Origin of the sequence: Microbacterium sp. SORGH_AS_0421 (assembly GCF_030818635.1) — a bacterium.
GTDB lineage: Bacteria > Actinomycetota > Actinomycetes > Actinomycetales > Microbacteriaceae > Microbacterium.
This window is the reverse complement of record NZ_JAUTAO010000001.1, coordinates 519,937-541,200: the sequence shown is the minus strand read 5'-3', so window position 1 is coordinate 541,200 and position 21,264 is coordinate 519,937. Positions and strand designations below refer to the sequence as shown.

At 70.9% G+C, this 21,264-nt stretch carries 20 protein-coding genes; 12 read left to right on the top strand and 8 right to left on the bottom strand.

The annotated features are described in order from the left end of the window. The first annotated feature begins 320 nt into the window (after positions 1-320). The gene (locus QE416_RS02650; protein ID WP_307313253.1) at positions 321-656 is read left to right on the top strand and encodes a hypothetical protein; all 336 of its coding nucleotides are present in this window, start codon (positions 321-323) and stop codon (positions 654-656) included. A 77-nt stretch (positions 657-733) separates the two neighbouring features. Here the strand turns inward: QE416_RS02650 and QE416_RS02645 are convergent, their stop codons facing one another. Beyond that, positions 734-1,975 carry an HAD-IA family hydrolase gene (locus QE416_RS02645; RefSeq protein ID WP_307313250.1) on the bottom strand — a complete coding sequence of 414 codons (1,242 nt, stop codon included), beginning with the start codon at positions 1,973-1,975 and terminating at the stop codon, positions 734-736. A 74-nt stretch (positions 1,976-2,049) separates the two neighbouring features. Between QE416_RS02645 and QE416_RS02640 the strand changes: the two genes are divergently transcribed. The 7 genes from QE416_RS02640 (at position 2,050) to QE416_RS02610 (ending at position 8,963) form a co-directional block, all read left to right on the top strand. Beyond that, a complete protein-coding gene (locus QE416_RS02640; protein ID WP_307313247.1) occupies positions 2,050-3,402 on the top strand; it encodes an FGGY family carbohydrate kinase in 1,353 nt (450 codons plus the stop codon). A 49-nt stretch (positions 3,403-3,451) separates the two neighbouring features. After that, a complete protein-coding gene (locus QE416_RS02635) occupies positions 3,452-4,339 on the top strand; it encodes a hypothetical protein (RefSeq protein ID WP_307313244.1) in 888 nt (295 codons plus the stop codon). 162 nt (positions 4,340-4,501) lie between these two features. Next, positions 4,502-5,473 (top strand): LacI family DNA-binding transcriptional regulator, encoded by a 972-nt coding sequence (locus tag QE416_RS02630; protein WP_307317839.1) that lies wholly within the window; start codon positions 4,502-4,504, stop codon positions 5,471-5,473. Positions 5,474-5,781: 308 nt separating this feature from the next. Continuing rightward, positions 5,782-6,426, top strand: coding sequence for a helix-turn-helix domain-containing protein (locus tag QE416_RS02625; RefSeq protein WP_210072847.1), 645 nt, complete (start codon positions 5,782-5,784; stop codon positions 6,424-6,426). 22 nt (positions 6,427-6,448) lie between these two features. Beyond that, a complete protein-coding gene (locus tag QE416_RS02620) occupies positions 6,449-6,910 on the top strand; it encodes a hypothetical protein (RefSeq protein ID WP_307313242.1) in 462 nt (153 codons plus the stop codon). Next, positions 6,907-7,830 (top strand): hypothetical protein, encoded by a 924-nt coding sequence (locus QE416_RS02615; protein ID WP_307313240.1) that lies wholly within the window; start codon positions 6,907-6,909, stop codon positions 7,828-7,830. Before QE416_RS02620 ends, QE416_RS02615 begins: the two co-directional genes overlap by 4 nt. After that, on the top strand, positions 7,827-8,963 hold the full coding sequence (locus QE416_RS02610) for a S9 family peptidase (RefSeq protein ID WP_267788156.1): 1,137 nt from the start codon (positions 7,827-7,829) through the stop codon (positions 8,961-8,963). The genes QE416_RS02615 and QE416_RS02610 overlap by 4 nt, the downstream gene beginning before the upstream one ends. Positions 8,964-8,994: 31 nt before the next feature. On the opposite strand, the gene QE416_RS02605 is transcribed toward QE416_RS02610, so the two are convergent. From QE416_RS02605 to QE416_RS02585, 5 genes are all read right to left on the bottom strand, one after another. Beyond that, the gene (locus QE416_RS02605) at positions 8,995-10,455 is read right to left on the bottom strand and encodes a mannitol dehydrogenase family protein (RefSeq protein ID WP_307313236.1); all 1,461 of its coding nucleotides are present in this window, start codon (positions 10,453-10,455) and stop codon (positions 8,995-8,997) included. A 122-nt stretch (positions 10,456-10,577) separates the two neighbouring features. Continuing rightward, a complete protein-coding gene (locus QE416_RS02600) occupies positions 10,578-11,564 on the bottom strand; it encodes an ABC transporter substrate-binding protein (RefSeq protein WP_307313233.1) in 987 nt (328 codons plus the stop codon). A 63-nt stretch (positions 11,565-11,627) separates the two neighbouring features. Further along, positions 11,628-12,713 (bottom strand): ABC transporter permease, encoded by a 1,086-nt coding sequence (locus QE416_RS02595; protein ID WP_307313231.1) that lies wholly within the window; start codon positions 12,711-12,713, stop codon positions 11,628-11,630. Beyond that, on the bottom strand, positions 12,710-13,486 hold the full coding sequence (locus QE416_RS02590; RefSeq protein ID WP_103205786.1) for an ATP-binding cassette domain-containing protein: 777 nt from the start codon (positions 13,484-13,486) through the stop codon (positions 12,710-12,712). The genes QE416_RS02595 and QE416_RS02590 overlap by 4 nt, the downstream gene beginning before the upstream one ends. Next, positions 13,483-14,172, bottom strand: coding sequence for a nucleoside/nucleotide kinase family protein (locus QE416_RS02585; protein ID WP_267788149.1), 690 nt, complete (start codon positions 14,170-14,172; stop codon positions 13,483-13,485). Before QE416_RS02585 ends, QE416_RS02590 begins: the two co-directional genes overlap by 4 nt. A 234-nt stretch (positions 14,173-14,406) precedes the next feature. Between QE416_RS02585 and QE416_RS02580 the strand changes: the two genes are divergently transcribed. After that, positions 14,407-15,135 (top strand): SDR family oxidoreductase, encoded by a 729-nt coding sequence (locus tag QE416_RS02580; protein ID WP_307313228.1) that lies wholly within the window; start codon positions 14,407-14,409, stop codon positions 15,133-15,135. 598 nt (positions 15,136-15,733) lie between these two features. On the opposite strand, the gene QE416_RS02575 is transcribed toward QE416_RS02580, so the two are convergent. Together QE416_RS02575 and QE416_RS02570 are read right to left on the bottom strand one after the other, a co-directional pair. Beyond that, on the bottom strand, positions 15,734-16,981 hold the full coding sequence (locus tag QE416_RS02575) for a D-arabinono-1,4-lactone oxidase (protein WP_307313226.1): 1,248 nt from the start codon (positions 16,979-16,981) through the stop codon (positions 15,734-15,736). A gap of 63 nt (positions 16,982-17,044) precedes the next feature. After that, entirely contained in the window at positions 17,045-18,205 is a 1,161-nt protein-coding gene (locus QE416_RS02570) for an ROK family transcriptional regulator (protein ID WP_307313223.1), read from the bottom strand. Between the two features lie 305 nt (positions 18,206-18,510). On the opposite strand from QE416_RS02570, the gene QE416_RS02565 reads away from it, so the two are divergent. From QE416_RS02565 to xylA, 3 genes are all read left to right on the top strand, one after another. Beyond that, positions 18,511-18,996 carry a glutathione peroxidase gene (locus tag QE416_RS02565; protein WP_210072869.1) on the top strand — a complete coding sequence of 162 codons (486 nt, stop codon included), beginning with the start codon at positions 18,511-18,513 and terminating at the stop codon, positions 18,994-18,996. A gap of 28 nt (positions 18,997-19,024) precedes the next feature. Next, a complete protein-coding gene (locus tag QE416_RS02560) occupies positions 19,025-19,921 on the top strand; it encodes an alpha/beta fold hydrolase (RefSeq protein ID WP_307313218.1) in 897 nt (298 codons plus the stop codon). Between the two features lie 101 nt (positions 19,922-20,022). After that, complete coding sequence (gene xylA / locus QE416_RS02555; RefSeq protein WP_307313216.1) at positions 20,023-21,210, top strand: xylose isomerase; 1,188 nt, start codon at positions 20,023-20,025, stop codon at positions 21,208-21,210. The last annotated feature ends 54 nt before the right edge of the window (positions 21,211-21,264 follow it).

The window sequence follows — 21,264 nt, the reverse complement described above, 5'->3', positions numbered from 1 at the left end:
TCCAGGAAGTTTTCTCGCGGATCGTGAAAGACGGATCGCGGTCACGGCCATTCCCTCGGTACAGGCCGCGATCATCACTCGTCCACCAGGGGCGGGGCGCGGCATACCGACCGAAAGGTGCAGCTCATGCGCATTCGAACCCTCACCGCCGTGACCGCGTCGATCCTCGCCGTGGGCCTGATCAGCACCGCGGTGCCGCCGCCTACGCCGCCGCCCAGGCAACCCCCGCCTCCGATCAGAGCACCTTCATCGACGGCGTCCCCGCCCCGCAGGACGACACCTTCATCGACGGTGTCCCCACCCCGAGCCAGGATGAAGACGTGACCCCCGACAACGAACAGGGCATCGTGCTCGACGGTCAGCCCGCCCCGCTGTTCCTCACTTCCGCCGATCTCGCCAAGGGCCCCGTGACGCTGGCGCCGGGTCAGTCGCTGATCGTCGTGCTCGACACCGAGAACGGCGGCAGGTTCACCGGCACCGGCGGCACCGAAGACAACGCCGTGGCCACGTTCGACGCGGCCACCACCGGCGCCACCGACGACGACGCCTCGTTCAACGCCGCATTCTCCGGCGAGAAGGTCGGCACCACCAAGGGGTGGATCGCCGGCGCCGACGGACAGCGCACCACGTTCGACATCATCGTCGCCGCCTCCTGACAGCGGCTCATCCGAGGGTCGGCGGAGTCATCCGCCGGCCCTCGTCGCTGTCGTAACGGCGGCCTCTTCGCACCGGCTCAGGCCGGCACCAGTCGCAGCGCCCCGGATGCCGCGACCTCGAGGCGCACGGCATCCAGTCCGTCCACCACGAGGTCGGCACTCAGCTCATCCTCGGTCGTCGTGCCGGTCAGGGCGAGGACGGCGCACCCCGCCGCGCGGGCCGCGGCGATGCCGGCGGGCGCATCCTCGACGACGAGGCAGCGCCCCGGGGGGACACCGAGGCGTGTCGCGGCCGTGAGGAACGGCTCGGGGTGAGGCTTGCCGTTCTCGACGTCGTCGACCGTGACGAACACCGCGGGCCGCTCGTAACCGGCCGCTTCCAGTCGGGCGGTGGCGATCGGCACCGACCCCGACGTCACGATCGCCCGGCGCTCGGCGGGCACCGACGCGAAGAACACGGCGGCGCCGCGGACGGGCGCCAGGCCCACGGCATCCGTCACCTCTAGCTCGGTGACGTGGGCGAGCGCCTCGGTGTGGCGGTCGGCGGGCAGCAACAGGCCGACGAGCGTGCGCGCGGGCTGGCCGTGATTGGCGTGCAGGGCCTTCATGGACACACCGAAGTGTTCGGCGAAACGGCGCCATGACCGCACCACGGATGCCGTGGAGTCCACCAGCGTGCCGTCGAGGTCGAAGAGCACGGCGTCGAACTCGCGCGTGAAGATCTCGGCGCCCGCATCGATCTGCCGCCGGATCCCCAGCGACGGCAGGACGCGGGCCAGCTGCTGCGCCGTCGACAGCTCGGCATCGACGGCGGTGACCGGGATCGAGGGGGCCACGGGGGCGGTGTCGGGGCGGTGCGCGTCGCGAGAGGCCCCGCGCGAGGAGCGACGGGATGCCAGTACGGCGGGGTCTCCGTCGACGTGCACGACGTGGGGATCGGCGGGGGCGAGGGCGGCGACCAGCGCGTCCCACTCGGTGCCGCCCGAAAGCTCCGCGGTGAAGGGGGCGACGACCACCACGCGGCCGGCCGTGGCCAGGGCGTCGGCGGCGGTGGCCCGGAGGGCGGCGTAGCGCCCGGCGCGGATCGCGGGGGCGTGCGTCGAGGTGAGCCAGTGCGCGCCCAGCACCTCTTCGGGCAGCGCGTCGAGCAACGGCGTGGTCACGCTGTCGAGGTCGACGAGCGGCGCGCGCAGGGTCTCGGCGATCGCCCGCCCGAGCGTGCTCTTGCCGCTGCCGGCGGTTCCGGCGACGACGACGGCGAGCGGATCGGGTATTTGACACGGCGACGGCATACCCCCACCATAGACGTAGCAAGTCACCGGTGTCATGCTTGAAATTCCGGGACTCGGAGAAGTTCCGGAAAGGACGGCCGCTCATGCGAGACACCGGTGACATGGTTGCGAGGTCGGCGCGCCTGCACGGCGGACTCGACCTCGGCAGCACCGCGATCAAGATGCTCGTCATCGCCGACGACGGCAGCGAGATCGCCGGCGCCCAGGTGCCCACGCCGTGGCGCGTCGGCGAGGGCGGGACCACCGACATCGTCGCCGACGAGTTGCTCGACGCGATCCGGACGCTGATCGCTCTGATCGATACGCAACTCGCTCCGCTCGCCTCCGCCCCGCTCGCCTCGCTCGCCGTCGCGGGCATGGGCGAGACCGGCATCCTCATCGACGCCGAAGGCCGGGCCGTCGCACCCGGCTTCGCGTGGTTCGACCCGCGCGGGCTCGCGCAGATCGCCGCATTCCCCGCCGTGGTGCGCGAGGAGTTCGCGGGGCGGACGGGTCTGCCGCTCGGTGCCCAGGTGAGTGTCGCCAAGCTCGCGTGGCTGCGCGATCAGGGCACCGACCTCACGGGCCTGCGGTGGCTCGATCTCCCGGAGTTCGTCGTCGCGGCACTCGGGGGCGACACCGCCCTCGAGCTCTCGCTCGCCTCGCGCACCGGCCTCATCGACCAGGACTCCGGCGCCGCCTGGCCCGCGATGCTCGACGCGCTGGGCGTCACCGCCGACCTCCTGCCGCCGCTGCGCGGGGGCGGACTGCCCTGGGGCACGGCATCCGGTGCCTTCGGCTCCCGTGTCGCCGGGGCCGCTCTCACGGTCGCCGGCCACGACCACCTCGTCGCCGCGCAAGCCAACGGGACCCTGGATGCCGACGGCTACCACGTCTCGCTCGGCACCGCCGAGGTGCTGCTGCGGGTGCTCGACGCGCCGCTGGGCTTCGCGGCGCGTCAGCGCCTGGCGGACGCGCTCATCAACGAGGTGCGCCACGTCGTGCCCGGTCAGCACGTGCTCGTCGCGGGCGTGAAGACCGGACTGCTGCTGCGCCGGGTCCTGCACGCCGCCGGCATCAGCGACCGCGCCGGCCGGGATGCCCTCGACGCCGCGGCCATGGCGTTGCCCCTCGAAGGGGAGCTGCCCGCGGGGGCCGTCGAGGTCACCGGCGCCCGAAACGACGACGGCGTGCTGCGCCTGACCCTCCACGCCGAGGCATCACCCGCCGAGATCTTCCAGGCGGCGCTGCGTCACAGCAACGACGAGGTCGCCCAGCTCATCGCCGCGATGGACCGCGAAGTCGCTCCTGCCACCCACTCCACCCTGACCGGCGGTTGGGCGGGAATGGCTTCGGTCCGCCGCGCCCGCGCCGAGGTGCTGCCGAAACCGTCCCTGTCCACCCGCGAGCAGGACGTCGCGTGGGGAGCCGCCGACATGGCGCGGCGCCTCGTCTCGGCATCCGTCCCCTCCTGACCAGACCCCCGCGCGGACCCGCGCGCGAAGACCCCAGAGAAGAGAGATCATGAACGAACTCACCACGCTCGAGCGCCGTGCGCTCCAGTCGATCAGCACCGCCGACGGCCACATGCTCATCGTCGCCGCCGATCAGCGCAACGGCATGAAGGCCGCCATCAAGGACGCCCCGAACGGCTCCGAAGCGATCACGCGCGAGGAGCTCGCCGAGGTGAAGGCCGACCTCGTGCGCCACCTCGCCAACCACGCCCCCGCGATCCTGCTCGACCCCGAGGTCGCCCTGCCCCAGATCGTCGACGACGGCGTTCTCGACCGCGAGACCGGCCTCGTCGTCGGCCTCGACGCCTCGGGATTCGAGACCGTGGACGCGCTGAAGTACACGCGCTTCGTGCCGGGTGTGACGCCCCGCACCGTCCGTGACATGGGCGGCACCGTGGCGAAGATGCTCTATTACACGCGCCCCGACAAGCAGGATGCCGACTCCCGCGTCGCGCAGGAGATCCGCGACCTGGTCGCCGCGTGCGAGGCCGAGGGGCTGCTGCTCATCGTCGAGCTGCTGACCTACCAGCTCGAGGGCGAGAGCGACGAGGAGTACCGCGCGAAGTTCGCCGACCTCGTGGTCGACGGCGCCGCGCTCGCCGTCGCCTGCGGCGCGAAGATCCTCAAGCTGCAGTACCCCGGCTCGGCCGAGGCCAGTGCCCGCGTGACCGAGGTCGCCCAGGGGGTGCCGTGGGCGGTGCTGTCGGCCGGCGTCGATCACGAGACCTTCATCGAGCAGGTGCGCACCGCCGTCGCGAACGGCGCCTCGGGTGCGATGGCCGGCCGGTCGCTGTGGAAGGACAGCCTCTCGATCGACGCCGACCGCCGCGAGGAGCTGCTCACCGGTCGTGCCCTGCCGCGCCTGCGCGAGCTCGCCGACGCGGTCGACGGCTGCTGACGTGACCACGCCCGCCCGGGACGCGGCGAGCTGCCCGCGGGTGCACGCGGGGGAGCGTCGTCGCGGGCCCGGGCGGGCGGGTTCCACCCGCCGCCGGATAGGGTGGCCTGTCGGAGCAGCCCCCCGTCCGAACCCCTATCCCGGAGGTGCCTCGTGACCACCATGCGCGATGTCGCCCTGCGCGCCGGGGTGAGCACCAAGACCGTGTCGCGTGTCTTCAACGACGACCCCCACGTGCTGCCCGACACCCGCGCCCTCGTCGAGGCCGCGATGCGCGAGCTCAACTATGTGCCCAACGCCCTCGCGACGACCTTCCGCGCGGGGCGCGCCTCGGTCATCGGGGTGGCCGTTCCCGATGTCGTCGACCCGTTCTTCGCCGCGATCGCGCGCTCCGTCGAGGACACCGCGCGACGCCGGGGGCTTTCGACCCTCGTGACCAGCCTCGGCGAAGACCCGGCCGACGAGCGGCCCGCCCTCGAGTCCCTCCTCGGCCGTCAGCTCACGGGCCTGGTCATCGCGCCGGTCGGCACCGACCACTCCTGGCTCGAACGCTGGCGCGGCCACACCCCGATCGTGTTCGTCGACCGCGCCCCGGTGGGCCTTCACACCGACACCTTCACCGAGAACGACGAAGCCGGCGCGCACGCGGCCACGGCCCATCTGCTCTCGCACGGTCACCGCCGCATCGCCTACGTCGGCGACATGGTGCACCTCTCGACCGAGACCAAGCGCGTCGAGGGCTGGCGGCGAGCGCTGCGCGAAGCCGGGGTCGACGTCGATGAGCAGCTCATCGCCTCGCAGGTGTCGGACCGTGAGTCCGCGGCATCCGCCCTCGAACGCCTGCGCGCGCTCTCGGACCCGCCCACCGCCGTGTTCTCCGCGAACGCCCGCTCGTCGATGGCCCTCGTGCACGTGCTGCGCGGGCAGGCGATGCCGTTCGTCGGCTTCGGCGATTTCCCGATGGCCGACACCCTGACCCCCTCGGTCACGGTGGTGGACCAGGATCCGCGCCGTATCGGTGCGCTGGCGGCCGAGCGCGTCTTCGCGCGCCTCCAGCCCGACGCCGGTCTCGGCCTCGATGAGCTGACGGTGATCGACGTGTCGCTCATCGAACGGGAGTCCTGCGCGCTGTGAGGCGCTCCCGCGACTCAGAGGTGCGGTGACCGCCCCCCGGACCTCTCGGCGACTCGCGGGGTCTCGCCCGGCTGGGCGACGCTCTGCCCCGAACCGGAGAGCGAACGGGCGCGGCACCCCCCAATGGTGCCGCGCCCATCGCCGACGGACCGGAAAGCCTCTTCCGACCTCTCGCACGCGAGGGTTCCCCCACGGACGCCTCGCGTGCGGTCTTCATCCATACAAGCACAGGGCTTCGTAAATAGCACCCGGCCTCGGGTCGTAAATACGATCATCCGGTGGCGGTCGAGGGCGTCTACGATCGAAACGTGGGTCGCGGCGCCGTCGGACCACCCTCGCGGTACTCCCGTCGAGTGGTGGCGAATGTGGACCGCCTGCGTCGGGCGAAAGGCCTGACGGTGGGTGAGTTGATCAGTCGCGCCGGAATGACGAAGAGCTATTACCAGTCGCGTGCCGGCTTCTCGCTGCCCTACAACACCAACGACATCGAAGCGCTCGCCGCCGCCCTCGGGGTGTCCCCCGAAGAGGTCGCGAACCCCGAGTCGGCTCCGCGGGTCGAGATGCGGGTTCCCGCGGGCCCGCTCGCCGCGCGAGTCCGCCGGCTCGTCGCCAGCCAGGCGGCCCGCGAGAGCGATCTCGTCGATCACCTCGACGAGATCGATCCCGCGTCGGCCGAGAGCGCCCGGGCTCTGCTGGCCGCGGCCACCAACACGGTCGTGCTCGACGAGGAGGTGCTTCGCCTCATCACGCAGTGGGCCGACGTCCCCACCGAGTACCTCACCGACTACACCGACGACGCCGTCACCGACCGCACCGATGCCGAGCTCGAGCTGCGCGACGCCATGCGCGAAGCCGGAGCCAGCAGCATCCAGTTCCGCGCCCTGGGGGAGATGTCGCCCGACGCCCTCCGCGCGATCGCCCACTCCCTGCGCGGGAGGCCGCCCGCGACATGATCGGCCGTAAGGGGGGACGGGGATGACGGAGACGGACGAGACGCTCGATCGCGTGAACGCGCGCGTGGAGCACGCGCTTCAGCGTGCCGGCCTGACCCCCGGAATGACCTTCGACGAGGTCGTCCACGCGGTGGAGCGGGCACTGGAGATCCGCCTGCGCGTCGTGCGAGAGGTCGACACCACGGGGTGGGGGACGCTGACCGGCTTCCTCACCTATTTCGCCGACCGGCGCGAGGGCAGCATCCACGTTCGGGCCTCGGATGCCGTGATCTACAGCCAGTTCGCCGCCTCCCACGAACTGGGGCACCTGCTCGACGACGCGCACTGCTCGGGCGCCCTGCACGAGCGCTCGTCGGTCTCGCCTCACGACAACCCGCGACTGACCACGCCCGAGTACGAGGCGGAGCTGGTCGCCGAGCACGTCGCGCACCGCATCGCCCGTCTGCTGTACGCCTCGCCGAGGGTGGCCGAGTCGTCGTGGTGACCGTGATGCTCATCGACGCGGCGCTCGCGGGCCTGCTGCTCGTGGTCGTGCTGCGGGCGCGGGTCGCCTGGCGTCAGCCCCGAGCGCGCATCGCCTGGCTTGCCGCACTCGTCGGCTCGATTGCCCTGCTCACCCAGGGCACGATCATCCCGCTCGGCCTTCTCGACGGCCTGCTCGGTGGCACGAACGTCCTCAAGCTCGTGCAGAACGTGCTCACGATGGTGGCGCTGTGGCTCGGCATCCAGGCCGGAACCGCTCCGGTGACGGCGCGCATCCGCACGCTGCGGTGGGGGTTCCCCGGGTTGCTCGCCGCCCTCTTCGCCGTCGTCTTCTTCGTCGCGATGCCCGAGCGCGGGACGTCCTCGTTCCGCTTCCTCGAGGACTTGGCGGTGACCTCCACCGGGGCCTGGGCGTACGGGGTGCTGCACATGGCGGGCATCGCCCTCGTCGGCCTGCTGCTGTTGCGCTCGGCCCGCGGGTCGCTGCCGAGAACGCGCGTGTTCTTCCGCGTCGGGGCCGTCGGGATCGTGCTCGGGTGTCTGAGCGAGATCCTCGATCTCACGCTGACGCGTTTCTTCGAGCCCGACGCCGTGGTCAGCGCACTGTTCGACCCCCTGTTCTACCTCGGCGTCGTGTCGTTCGTGGTGGGCATCTTCGTGGCATCCCGCACGACGGCGAAGATCCGTCGACGGGGCGAGGACCTGCTCGCGCGGCTCGAGCCGATCGCGCGCGAACGCGGTGTGCACTCGTTCCCGGGGCTCCCCGCGGACGCCGTCACCGACACGCGCCTGCACGCCCTGCGTGTCGCCGTCGAGGACGACGCGATCGCCACCTCGACGCCGCTCGCCCCCGCGCAGCGCGCCCTGCTCGACGACATCGACGCCCACCTGACCCGCCGAACCACCGGAGCCCGTTCATGATCCGTTCCCTCGCCGTCGGAACCGGCGTCGCCGCCGCGACCGTCGCCGTCGCCCACACGGCCCTCGCCGGCTACGTCGCCCGCCGCCTCATCGCGCCCAAGGCGCCGAAGGTCTACGCCCCGATCACGCTCGCGGGCGACACCGTCACCGTGCCCGCCACGCCGGAGAGCCGCGAGCCGGGAACCTACGGTCTGTGGCTCGATGACGGCCGGCACGTCGTCGTGGGCGAGCCGCTCCGCATCGAGAGGGACCGTGTCATGCGTGCGCTCGCGTCGCGGCCGGACGGGCTCGAAGACGGGGATGCCGTCGCCACCTGGACCTCGCAGAGCATCGGCGCCCCCGAAGAGGTCGGCCCCACCCGCCATGTCTCCGTGCCCCTGCGCCGCGGCGGTGTCGCGGAGGCCTGGGAGATCGGCGACCGCGAGAGCACGGACGGCCGATGGACGATCCATGTGCACGGCCTGCGCTCGAGCCGCAACGGCGCTCTGCGCTCCGCCCCGGCGGCCGTGGAGGCGGGCTGGATGTCGCTCGTCGTGTCGTACGCCGGCGACGAGGAGTGCGCCCCCGCGGACTCCCTCCCCTCGACGCTCGGCACGCGCGAGTGGCGCGATGTCGACGATGCGATCTCTTATGCGATCGAGCAGGGAGCGCGGGAGATCGTGCTGGTCGCGTGGTCGATGGGCGGGACGATCGCGATGCTCGCGCTCGAGCAGTCGGCGCACCGCGACCGGGTCACGGCCCTCGTGCTCGTCGCCCCCGCCCTCGACTGGACGCGCGTCGTCGAGAACGCCGTCGCGGGTGCTCGCCTCCCGCGCTCGGTCGCCGGCGCGTCGATGCGCATCCTCGGCAGCAGCCTCGGCGCGAAGGCGCTGGGACTGATCGAAGCGGTGGACGCTCCGGCGCTCAACTGGGTCGACGGGCCGCGTCCGGCACCCCGGGTGCCCACGCTGATCGTGCACAGCCTCCGCGACCCGGTGGTGCCGGTGAGCGGGTCGCTCGCCTACGTGAAACGGCATCCGGGTGCCGAGCTCGTCGCGTTCGACGCGACCGGTCACTGCAACGAGGCGAACCAGGACCCCGCGCGCTTCCACGACGCGATCGCCGGATTCCTGCGGGGCCTCACCCGCGACTGAGGGGCGGGACCCGGCGACTCGTGCGCGGTGATCAGGCCGTCAGCGCGGCGATCGCGCCGCGGGCGCCGCGCTCGGCGAGCGACGCGCGGGCCGACAGGTAGGCCTCGCGCAGACGGGCGTCGCGACCGAGGTCACCGAACACCGGAGCGTAGTCGAGGAGCGCCGCGGGATCATCGGTGACGATCGCGCGGAGCTCGTTGAGGCGGCTGTCGACGGCGGGAGTCTCCTCGCCCGTCTCGGTGCGGCCCTCGAGGAACACGCTCCACCCCGCGAGCACGAGGGCGCAGTGATCGATGCTCCCGCCCGAGGCGAGCTGTTCGCGGACGACGGGCAGCAGGAACTTGGGCAGGCGGTCGGAGCCGTCCACGACCTGACGCGCGAGGGTGTCGCGGATCGCCTCGCTGCCGAAGCGGGCGAGGAGCTGGTCGCAGTACGCGTCGAGGTCGATGCCCGGCACGGGTCGGAGCGTCGGGATCGCTTCCTCGTGCATGTACCCCCGCAGGAAGTCGACGAACAGCGGGTCGGTGCACACCTCGTGCACGTAGTGCGCCCCCGACAGGATCCCGAGATAGCTCATCGCCTGGTGCGAGGCGTTGAGCAGCCGCAGCTTCATCAGCTCGTAGGGCTCGACGTCGTCGACGAGTTGCACACCGACCTCGTCGAACGGCGGTCGGCCGGCGGGAAAGGCGTCTTCGAGCACCCACTGCTCGAACGACTCGCTTCTCACGGGCCAGCGGTCCCGGATGCCGAACTCCTCGGCGACCGCGGCGCGCGTCTCGTCGGTGGTGACCGGGGTGATGCGATCGACCATCGAGTTCGGGAACGACACGTTCTTGGAGATCCAGCGACCCAGCTCGGGGTCGAGACGCTCGGCGAAGCCGCGGAGGGCGGCGCGGGCCACGCGTCCGTTGCCCTGGATGTTGTCGCACGACATCACGGTGAAGGCCGGGATGCCGGCATCCCGCCGCCGACGAAGACCCTCGGTGAGCAGGCCCATGACGCTGCGGGGAGGGACGGCGCCGTCGAGATCGGCGAGGGTCGCCTCGTCGCGCGGCGCGTACTCGCCCGTCGCATCGTCGACGCCGTACCCGCCCTCGGTGATGGTGAGCGAGACGATCGCGGTGTCGGGATCGGCGAGCTTGGCGGCGACGGCCTCGGGGTCGTCGGGCACGAAGAGATACTCGACGATCGATCCGACGACGCGCGCAGCAGAGGTGCTGTCGGGCGCGGTGGTGACGAGCGTGTAGAGGTCGTCTTGCGCAGCGAGCGCGTCGCGCATGGCCGCATCGACCGACAGGACCCCGACTCCGCACAGACCCCATTCGGTGTGGCCGGCTTCGAGCAGTCGGTCGAGGTACATGGCCTCGTGCGCCCGGTGGAAGCCGCCCACACCGAAGTGCACGATGCGCGGGCGCACGGCCGACCTGTCGTACGTCGGAACGGAGACGTTTGCCGCGAGGGAGGGGAGGGCGGCGGCGGTGAGGTCGGTCATGCGGGGCTCCGTGTGTCGGGAAAGGGGGCGAGCGGGTCTGGTGCGGAACCCGCCCCAGACCGAGATCAGAAGTGTGGATGCCGGGACCCGGGCAGTCGCTCCGGGTCCCGGCATCCGGGGTGTTAGCAGGAGGACTTGTAGACCGCGTCCTTGCCGTCGGTGGTGATGTTGTCCTTCGTGAGGATGGTGAAGCCGGTCTGGATCTTGGCTTCGGTGGTTTCGCCCTTGAGGGCGGCGATGGCCTGCTTGACGCCGTCTTCGCCGATGGTGGCGGGCTCCTGGGCGACGAGGGCCTGGACGGTGCCGGCTTCGAGGGCCTTGACCTGGGCGGGGCCGGCGTCGAAGCCGACGATGGTGACGGAGCCCTGCTTGCCGGCCTGCTGCACGCCGGTGGCGGAGCCCTCGGCGGCGAACAGGTTCGCGGCGAAGATGCCGACGATGTCGGGGTCCTTCTGGAGGGCGGCGGTGACGATCTCGGCGGCGGTGGAGGGCTCGTTGTGCGAGTACTGCACGCCGACGGATTCGAACTTCGAGTCCTTCTTGACGGCGTCTTCGAAGCCCTGGGCGCGGGCGTCGGTGGTGGAGACACCGGGGTCGGTGGAGACGACGAGGACCTTGCCGCCGTTGGGGTTCGCCTTCTGGATCGCCTCGAAGGCTGCGGCTCCGCCGCCTTCGTTGTCGGAGGAGATCTGCGACACGGCTCCGGAGGGGTCTTCGAGGGTGGTGTCGACGAGGACGACCTTGATGCCCGCGGCCTCGGCTGCGGCGATCGGCGCCTGCATGGCCGAGACGTCGGTCGGGGCGATGAGAAGGGCGTCGGGCTTGGAGGCGACGACGGCGTCGACGATGGGCTTCTGCAGGGTGGGGTCGAACTTCTCGGGGCCCTGGGTGGTGACGGTGGCGCCTTCTTTGGCGGCTTCGGACTGGATGCCGCACTGCATGGAGATGTAGAACTCATCTCCGGCGACGCCCTGCACGAACGCGATCTTGTACCCGTCGGCACCGCCGGACGCACCGCCCGAGGCCGAGCCGCCCGAGCAGCCCGCGAGGGTCAGCGTCGCCGCCACACCGAAGACCGTCAGGGCGGTCGCCTTGTTGTTCCACTTCATTGTGTTCACCGTTCTTTGTTCGGGTTGGTAAGGGGGTTGAGAGGGAAGGGATGCCGCAGCGGTTCAGCCGCGCCGGCCTCCGCTGAGGAACTTGCGCCAGAGGCCCTGCGAATTGCCGCGGGTCGCGGCCGTCCGGCGGACCTGGTCGACGTAGACCGCCGCGATCAGCACCGCGCCCACCGCGACCTGCTGCCAGAAGGGCTGCACGCCGGTGATGACGAAGCCGTTCTGCAGCACCGCGGGGATGAACAGGCCGACGACCGTGCCCATGATCGTGCCGACGCCGCCGAAGAGCGACGTTCCGCCGATCACGACGGCCGCGATCACGTTGAGGTTGGTCTGCGACTGACCGGCGATGGCGGTGGTCGAGAACTGCGAGAGCGACAGGATGCCGCCGAGCCCCGCCAGGGCGCCCGAGATCGTGTAGATCTTGATGAGCTGGGCGTCGACCTTCACGCCGACCCGTCGGGCGGCGATCTCGCTCGAGCCCACCGCCAGCGTGTAGAGACCGAAGCGCGTGAAGTGCAGCACGACCGCGCCGATCAGGACGACGACCAGCGCGATGACGCTGATGATCGGGACGGAGCCGAAGACGTTGCCGTAGCCGATCGAGACGGTGAGGACGGTGGGGACGTCGCGGATGTCGACGCCGCCGGTGAGGATCTGCGCGAGACCGAGGGCCATGCCGAGCGAACCCAGGGTCACGATGAGCGGCGGGATCTTCGCCTTCGCGATGAGGAAGCCGTTGAACAGGCCCCAGCACACGCCGCTGAGGACGGCGACGATGATTCCGACGGTCGCGACGCCCCAGCCCTCACCGCCCATCGCCCTCATGGCGAGCGCCGAGACGACGCCGGAGAACACCAGTACCGAGCCGACGGAGAGATCGATGCCGGCCGTGATGATCACGTAGGTCATGCCCACCGCGAGCACGGCGAGGATCGAGGCGTTCTGGATGATGAGGCGGAAGTTCGACCACTGCGCGAACGAATCGGGAGCGATGATGCTGAAGACGATGATGATCGCCAGCAGCACCAGGAGGATCTGGAACGCCTGGGTCCGCAGGGTCGCGACGACGGGGTTCGTCTTCTTGTTGTCGTCGAACGTGCCGATCGCGACGGTCTCGGTCGGGGGAGTCTTGAGGCTCACTTCTGGTCGTCCTTCGTGACGGCGCCGGTCATGAGCCCGACGAGTTCTTCCATGGAGGTGTTCTTGGCGTCGACGTTCGCGACCCGGGTGCCCAGGCGCAGCACCTGGATGCGGTCGGATACGTCGATGACGTGCGGCATCGAGTGCGAGATGAAGACGACGGCGATGCCCTTGTCGCGCACGCGCCGGATGGTCTCGAGGACGTTCTTGGTCTGGCGCACACCGAGGGCCGCGGTCGGCTCGTCGAGGAACACCACGCGAGACGCCCAGTGCACGGCGCGGGCGATCGCGATCGCCTGACGCTGACCGCCCGACATCTCGCCGACGGGCGAGGTGAGGGAACGCACCGTGGCGCCGAGCTCGTCGAACGCCGCGCGGGAGGCCTTCGCCATGTCCTTGGTCTTCATGAAGCCCAGGGCCCCCGCCACACCGGGGCGACGGATCTCGCGGCCGAGGTACATGTTCTGCACCGGGTCGAGGTGGGGCGCGAGAGCGAGGTCCTGATAGACCGTCTCGATCCCGAGCGACGATGCGATCTGCGGGTTCGACATGTCGATCGGCTTGCCGTCGAAGAGGATCTCGCCCTCATCGACCGCGAGGTTGCCCGACAGGGCCTTCACGAGGGTGGATTTGCCGGCGCCGTTGTCGCCGATGAGGGCGGTGACCTCACCGGGGTAGACCTCGAAGTCCACGTTGTTGAGGGCGCGGACGGATCCGAACTGACGCGACAGGCCGCGCGCCTGCAGCACGGGCACGGTCGTGGTGGTGCTCATGAGGAAGCTCCTTCGTGGGGACCGACGGGGGCATCGGAGACGGTGACGATGAGATCGGCGCGGTGGCGGCCGCGTTCGACGACGAGCGCGTTACGCTCATCGACCTCGCGGACCCAGGCGACGGCCTCGTCGTGGGGGTGGTCGTGGGAGAGGCGGCGGGCTATCAGTCGCTCGCGGCGGGCGTGCGCCTCGATGTCGAGGAACCACACCTCGTCGAGGCGGGGAGCCACGGCATCCCACCCGAACTCGTCGTGCAGGAGGTAGTTGCCCTCGGTGATGATGAGCGGCACGTCGGCGGGCACGAGGACCGCCGAGCCGATGGACTCCTCGAGTCCGCGGTCGAAGCGCGGGGCGTACACGGCGTGACCGGCGCGGATGCGATCGAGCAGGGCGACGTAGCCGTCGACGTCGAAGGTGTCGGGCGCACCCTTGCGGTCGCGTCGGCCGAGCCGGAGGAGTTCCTCGTTGGCGAGGTGGAAGCCGTCCATGCCGACCAGGACCGCGTCGTCGCCGAGAGCGGCGAGAAGGGCGTCGCTCACGGTGGACTTGCCCGCGCCGGGCGTTCCGCACAGACCCAGCACGCGACGCTCGCCGGTGGCCACCAGCTGCCGTGCACGCTCGACGAGGTCGTCGAGGTGCACGGCTGCGGCCGTGGTCGGCGCGGCGTTCTCCGAGGTGGGGGTCACGGCGGTGTGGTCCTTCCGGGGACGCCGCACGTCGAGTGTGCTGCGTCGATGAAGCGGTTCCGGCGAGCGATCGCCGGTCGAACTCCGGTTACGCTAAGCCCACCGTGACACCGGTGTCAACACCCGTGATCAATTCGTCATGACACCGAAGTCATCCGCGTGATTCTGTGGTTATCATGGGCCGCGACGACATCGCCGTCGTCCTCGCCTCCAGGACCTTCGAAAGAGCCCTCCATGACCGAATTCACCGATCGCACCATCCTCGTCACCGGAGCCGGCGGCGGCATCGGCGGAGCGACCGTCCGCCATCTCGTCGCCGCCGGAGCGACGGTGCTCGCCGCCGGTCGCGACGCCGACAGCGTCACTGCGATCTCCGCCGAGACCGGAGCCGAGCCCGTCGTCTTCGACCTCGAGTCGGAGGAGCAGATCCGCACCGCGATCGAGGGACGAGACCTGTACGGCGTCGTCAACTGCGGCGGCTGGGGCGGCGAGATCGCCACGCCGATGGAGACCGACATCGACGTGTTCGACAAGGTCATGCGCATCAACGCCCGCGGGTCGCTGCTGGTCACCAAGTACGCCTCGCGCGAGATGATCCGCGTGGGCAAGGGCGGCGCGATCGTCAACGTCTCGAGCCAGGCGAGCCTCGTCGCCCTCACCGGCCACATCTCGTACGGCTCGTCGAAGGCCGCCCTCGACAACATCACGCGCGTCTCGGCCCTCGAGCTCGGCGGCTACGGCATCCGCGTCAACAGCGTGAACCCGACGGTCGTCATGACCCCCATGTCGGCCTGGTACTGGGGGCGCCCCGACATCGAGGGTCCCTTCCTCGAGGCCATGCCGCTGCACAAGTGGGCCACCGAGGACGACATCGCCGCCCCCATCGTCTTCTTGCTCGGCGACGGTGCCGGCATGATCTCAGGCGTCTCGCTCCCCATCGACGGCGGCTACTCCAGCCGCTGATCCCGGATGCCACGCAGGCGGCGCCGCGGTGGGCGGCGTCGCTTTCGCGGTTCGGGGCGGGCGCGTCGCGTATCCTCCGGGATTTGCGCAAACTCAGTCGGGTTTCCGGCCTTGGGGGCTGATTTTGTGTGGGTTGCTGAGTGTGTGCGGATTGCTGAGTGTGTGCGGGCGCCGAGTGTGGGCGTCGCGCATCCTCTGGGATTTGCGTGAGCTCAGTCGGGTTTCGGGCCTTGGGGCTGATTTTGTGTGGGTTGCTGATTTTGTGCGGATTGCTGAGTGTGTGCGGGCGCCGAGTGTGGGCGTCGCGCATCCTCTGGGATTTGCACGAGCTCAGTCGGGTTTCAGGCCTTGGGGCTGATTTTGTGCGGGGCGCTGAGTGTGTGCGGGCACCGAGCGCGGGCGTTGCGCATCCTCTGGGATTTGCGCAAGCTCACTCCGGGTTCGGGCCTTGCGGCTGACTTTGTCCGGATTGCTGAGTGTGCGCGGGCACCGAGTGCGGGCGTTGCGCATCCTCTGGGATTTGCGCGAACTCAGTCGGGTTTCAGGCCTCGGGGCTGATTTTGTACGGATTGCTGAGCTTGCGCGGGCCCGTCCCGGGCTACAAGCCCAGGGTCCGCCGCAGGTAGTCGTTGCGGAAGACACCGCGCGGGTCTACCTCGCGCGCCACGGCGAGGAAGTCGCCCGAGCGGGGGAGGGTCGACAGGATCCGCTCGCCGGGCATCGTGAACGCCTTGCCCCAGTGCGGGCGGGCGTCGAAGGGTGCGAGCGCCTGCTCGATCGTGGGGAGCACCGCCAGGACGCCGTCGGTGTCGTTGCGCCACGTGAAGTGGATGACCATGACATCGCGCTGGTACGCCGGGCTCAGCCACAGCTCGTCGGCCGCGACCGTGCGCAGCTCGGTCACGAGCAGCTGATCGTCGAACGTCGAGGCGAGGGCTCGCACGGCCGCCAGGGCCTCGCGCGCGGAGGCGAGGGGCACGAAGTACTCGCTCTGGATCTCGTCGCCATCGCTCGGCAGGGCGTCGGCACGGAAGTGCGGAAGGCGCGTGTGCCACGGGCCGGGCGTGCCGCGCGGGGTGGTGTTGTCGACCGTGCGGATGCGGCCGAGGTGGATGTCGTCGCCGACGGCTCGGCCGCCGATCTCCTCGACCCACGACGGCGCGCCATCGTCGCTCTTCGCCCACACGAGGTCGTGCTCGGGATCGCCCCAGGTCGTGAAGACGCTCACGCTGCGCGAGCCGCCGAACACCCCCTCGATGTCTCCGACGATGTCTTCCCAGGCGACGCCGGTGTAGGCCTGCTGCGTGACCTCGTACGTGGGTTTGGTCTGCAGCTCGACGGCGGTGACGACGCCGAGGGCGCCGAGGCTGAGGGCGGCGGCGCCGAACCACTCGTGCGTGTGATCGATACGGTGCGTGCGGCCGTCGGCATCCATGATCTCGACGGCGCGGAGGGCGCTGGAGAGGTTTCCGTTGCGCACGCCCGAGCCGTGGGTGCCGGTGGCGGTGGCCCCCACGATCGAGATGTGGGGGAGCGAGCCGAGGTTGTGCAGCGCCCGCCCCTCGGCCTCGAGGACGGGCGCGAGTTGCGCGAAAGTGACGAGTCCCTCGACGCGCACGCGGTCGCCCACCATCTCGACCCGCGTCGGCAGGCGTTCGAGCGACACCAGGGACGCATCGGAGTCGGCTACGTCGTTGAAGGTGTGCCGCGTGGCCTGTACGCGCAGAGTGGGGGCGGATGCCACCACCTCGGCGAGCTCGTCGACGTCGCCGGGCAGCAGCACTTCGGTCGCGCGGTAGCGGTGGTTGCCCGACCAGGTGGAGCCGGCGTCACGTCGTTGGGTCACGCCTCCATCTTGCACCGCGCCGCCGACATCGGGGCCGGTACGCCGACGTGTTCGCCGCAGCGCTCAGCGTCCCGGGAAGAGCTGCGCCTCGAACACCGCCTCGGCCGCGCCCACGAGCAGGCGGTCCTCGCCCAGCTCGGCGACGGCGAGGCGCAGACCCTCGGCGCAGGCCGGGACGGTCTGGGCGCGCACGGCGGCGTCGAGGGCGTCGAGGTCGCGAGCGGCCAGGACCGCAAGGAACCCGCCCAGCACGATCACCGCCGGGTTCAACACGTTGGCGGCGTTCGCGAGCGCCGTCGCGAGGATGCGCCGCTGCCGGGCGACTTCAGCATGAGCGGCGGGGTCGGTGGTGGATGCCAGGGCGGCAGCCAGGGCTGCATCGTCACCGCCCTCGAGGCCCACGGCCGCGAGCAGGAAGGCGCGGCTGACCTCGTCTTCGAGCACGCCGTCGGGTGCGCGCCGATCGGCCGTGTCGGCGATGCCGGGCCGGTTCTGGCCGAACTCCCCGGCGTACCCGCCCTCGCCGCCGAGCGGGACGCCGCCGACGATCACCGCGCCGCCGATGCCGCTCGCTCCGCCGTTGAGGTAGACGACGTCGTGCGCGCCGCGCGCGGCCCCGAAGAGGTACTCGGCGAGGGCGCCGAGGGCTGCGTCGTTGCCGACGTGGGCGCGGAAGCCGGTGGCGTCGGCGAGCATGACGCCGATCCGCGCCTCGATCCAGCCGAGGTGGGGCGCCTCCCGGACGACGCCGTCCGACGCGCGGACCGGCCCGGGGACGGCGGCGCCCACCCCGACGATCCGGGTGTTCGCGAGCGGTCCGCGGTGCCACGCCGACAGGCGATCGGCGACGAGTTCGGCGACGCGCCTCGGGGTCAGCAGGGCAGTCTGCTCGATGCGTTCCCGCACGACGACGGTGCCGTCCAGGCTGATCGCGCCGACGTCGAGCGCGTCGACCTCGGGGTTGACCGCGAGGGCGACGACACGGGGGTCCGGCGTCACGATGGGCGACGGTCGGCCGACCCGGCCCTGGGCGTCGGAGGCGCGCTCGACGACGAGTCCCGCGCGCTGCAATTCGCCCACGAGGTCGGCGATGGTCGAGCGGTTGAGTCCCGTCGCCTCGGTGAGGGCGGCGCGGGAGCGGGGGCCCTCGCGATGCACCGTGCGCAGCACGAGCGCGAGGTTGGCGCGGCGCATGCCGTCGCCCCGGCTGCCCGCGATGACCATGGGACCACTGTGCCATGGGCGAACGCCGCGGTGCGGCTGCGCGCCGCTCCGGCCGAGCCTCGGCTCCGCGCCGATTCGGCAGAAACGCGATCCGCTCGCAGAAACGCGGTGTCCACGTGTTTCCGCGCGCGGATCGCGTTTATGCGCGGGGCGAGGCCTGGTGCGGGGCGAGGCCTGGTGCGGGGCGAGGCCTGGCGCGGGGCGCGGGCCTGGTGCGGGGCGCCGCCCGGGGCGCTGCTCCGGATCGGCGCGCCGGGCGCCGGGATTCCCACCCCGGGCAAAGCGGACGGTGCCAGGATCGGAGCATGGACCTCTCCGGCATCCCGATCACGACCATCCGCGGCGAGCAGACGACCTTCGGCGCGTTGACCGACGGCAAGGCCGCCCTGGTGGTGAACGTCGCTTCGCGCTGTGGTCTCGCGGGTCAGTACGAAACCCTCGAGGCGCTGCACAAGCAGTACGGCGACCGCGGCTTCACGGTCATCGGCTTCCCCAGCAACCAGTTCCTGCAGGAGCTCAGCGACGACGACAAGATCGCCGAGTACTGCTCCGCGACGTGGGGTGTGACGTTCCCGATGTCGGAGAAGGTGAAGATCAACGGGCGCAACGCCCATCCGCTCTACAAGGAGCTGACCTCGACCCCGGATGCCGAGGGCAAGACCGGCCGCATCTCGTGGAACTTCGAGAAGTTCGTCGTCGCCCCCGACGGGCGCGTGACCCGTTTCAGCCCGCGTACGCAGCCCGATGCCCCCGAGGTCGTCGCCGCGATCGAAGACGCGCTCCCGCGCTGAGCGGGATCCGAACCGCGAAGGAGTCTCCGTGGCAGATGCCGTCGTCCTCGTTTCCGGTGGCGCCGCCGTCACTCCGTACACCGACCCGGAACGCGCCGCGGCGACGGGCCTGGCCGCGGGCAACACGCTCACCGCTCTGCGCGAGCACTTCGTCTCCGCCGGCGTCGCGGTCTTCACCGCCCCCGCCCGGATGGGAGTGGGGACGGTCGAGCGGGATGCCGGGTGGCAGGGCTTCGACGACGTGCCCCTCGTCCTGCCGGCCGAGGTGACGGTCAACGCGGTCGGGGCCGTCGACGACGCGGGTGTCGCGCTCGCCGCGTTCGTCCGCTGGCTCCGCGACGAGCACGGGCTCGGGAGCGTCGATCTCGTCGGACACTCGATGGGCGGACTGTTCTCTCGGGCGGCGATCCGCGAGCTCCGAACCGACGGACCGCGCGTCGACCGGCTCGTGACGCTGGGAACGCCGTGGGACGGTGCTGTCCTCGGCGACGCCGTGGCGGGAGACCTCACCCCCGCCGATGCCCACGGCGACCCCGCGACGACGGCGATCCTGGAGCAGACGCTCGCGTACGCGGCGGCCAACTCGCAAGGGGCAGCCGAGCAGGTATCGCGCCGTTTTCTGCGGGGGTGGAATCAGACGCAGGCGGGTGTGCTCGACGGCATCCCCGTCACGGCGATCGGCGCGGGTCACTTCGCGGCCGCGACCGAGCCCGCGCAGCTCTGGCCGCACGACGGGCTGGTCTCGCTGCGAAGCGGCCGGGCCGACGACGTCCCCCTCGAGGTGGTGCCCGTCATCGACCGGCACTCGTTCCCCGACCACGTCCACAGCATCTTCTTCGCCGACGGGTTCGGACTGCCCTGGGAGCGCGCCCTCACCTGGGATCCCGCGGTGTTCGCCGTCGTGGACTCGGCCCTGGGAATCTGAGCCGAGCGCTGGACGCCACGGCATCCGGGGTATATGTTGTGAGCACCAACAAACCCGAGGTGCGTCACCGCGTGCCCGTGCGTCCATGCGAAGGAGCAGGAATGCCCACCCCCACCCGCGATGACAAGTTCTCGTTCGGACTCTGGACCGTCGGCTACAACGGCACCGACCCCTTCGGCGGCCCCACGCGTGAGCCCCTCGACGTCGTGCACGTCGTCGAGAAGCTCGCCGAGCTCGGCGCCTACGGCCTGACCTTCCACGACGACGACCTCTTCGCCTTCGGCTCCACCGACGCCGAGCGCCAGAAGCAGATCGACCGCCTCAAGGGCGCGATGAAGGACACCGGCATCATCACGCCGATGGTCACCACCAACCTCTTCTCCGCCCCCGTCTTCAAGGACGGCGGCTTCACCTCCAACGACCGCCAGGTGCGCCGGTTCGCGCTGCGCAAGGTGCTGCGCAACCTCGACCTCGCCGCCGAGCTGGGCGCCAAGACCTTCGTCATGTGGGGTGGCCGCGAGGGCGCCGAGTACGACTCCGCGAAGGACATCCGCCAGGCGCTCGAGCGCTACCGCGAGGCCGTCAACCTGCTCGGCGACTACGTGACCGACAAGGGCTACGACATCCGCTTCGCGATCGAGCCCAAGCCGAACGAGCCCCGCGGCGACATCCTGCTGCCCACGCTCGGCCACGCGATCGCCTTCATCGACTCGCTCGAGCGTCCCGAGCTGGTGGGCCTGAACCCCGAGGTCGGTCACGAGCAGATGGCGGGCCTGAACTTCGCCGCCGGCATCGCCCAGGCGCTGTATCACGGCAAGCTCTTCCACATCGACCTCAACGGCCAGCGCGGCATCAAGTACGACCAGGACCTCGTGTTCGGCCACGGCGATCTGCACAACGCCTTCGCCCTGGTCGACCTGCTCGAGAACGGCGGCCCCGGCGGGGTCCCCGCGTACGACGGCCCCCGTCACTTCGACTACAAGCCTTCTCGCACCGAGGACGAGACGGGTGTCTGGGACTCGGTCTCGGCCAACATGAACACCTACCTGCTGCTCAAGGAGCGCGCCGCGGCCTTCCGCGCCGACCCCGAGGTGCAGGAGGCGCTCGAGGCCGCCAAGGTCGCCGAACTCGCCCAGCCGACGCTCAACGAGGGCGAGACCTACGACGACTTCCTCGCCGACCGCTCGGCCTACGAGGACTTCGACACCGACGCCTACCTCGGCGGCAAGGGCTTCGGCTTCGTCCGCCTGCAGCAGCTCGCCACCGAGCACCTGCTCGGCGCGCGCTGAGCCTCTCGGGCCTGGATGCCGCGGCATCCAGGCCCGTCCCGGCTCGCCGTCGGC

Excerpts from the sequence above, each read along its gene's own strand:
- QE416_RS02640 (WP_307313247.1), top strand. The coding sequence starts at position 2,050 with ATGGTTGCGAGGTCGGCGCGCCTGCACGGCGGACTCGACCTCGGCAGC.
- QE416_RS02635 (WP_307313244.1), top strand. The coding sequence starts at position 3,452 with ATGAACGAACTCACCACGCTCGAGCGCCGTGCGCTCCAGTCGATCAGC.
- QE416_RS02630 (WP_307317839.1), top strand. The coding sequence starts at position 4,502 with ATGCGCGATGTCGCCCTGCGCGCCGGGGTGAGCACCAAGACCGTGTCG.
- QE416_RS02620 (WP_307313242.1), top strand. The coding sequence starts at position 6,449 with ATGACGGAGACGGACGAGACGCTCGATCGCGTGAACGCGCGCGTGGAG.
- QE416_RS02610 (WP_267788156.1), top strand. The coding sequence starts at position 7,827 with ATGATCCGTTCCCTCGCCGTCGGAACCGGCGTCGCCGCCGCGACCGTC.
- QE416_RS02605 (WP_307313236.1), bottom strand. The coding sequence starts at position 10,455 with ATGACCGACCTCACCGCCGCCGCCCTCCCCTCCCTCGCGGCAAACGTC.
- QE416_RS02600 (WP_307313233.1), bottom strand. The coding sequence starts at position 11,564 with ATGAAGTGGAACAACAAGGCGACCGCCCTGACGGTCTTCGGTGTGGCG.
- QE416_RS02590 (WP_103205786.1), bottom strand. The coding sequence starts at position 13,486 with ATGAGCACCACCACGACCGTGCCCGTGCTGCAGGCGCGCGGCCTGTCG.
- QE416_RS02580 (WP_307313228.1), top strand. The coding sequence starts at position 14,407 with ATGACCGAATTCACCGATCGCACCATCCTCGTCACCGGAGCCGGCGGC.
- QE416_RS02570 (WP_307313223.1), bottom strand. The coding sequence starts at position 18,205 with ATGGTCATCGCGGGCAGCCGGGGCGACGGCATGCGCCGCGCCAACCTC.
- QE416_RS02565 (WP_210072869.1), top strand. The coding sequence starts at position 18,511 with ATGGACCTCTCCGGCATCCCGATCACGACCATCCGCGGCGAGCAGACG.
- xylA (WP_307313216.1), top strand. The coding sequence starts at position 20,023 with ATGCCCACCCCCACCCGCGATGACAAGTTCTCGTTCGGACTCTGGACC.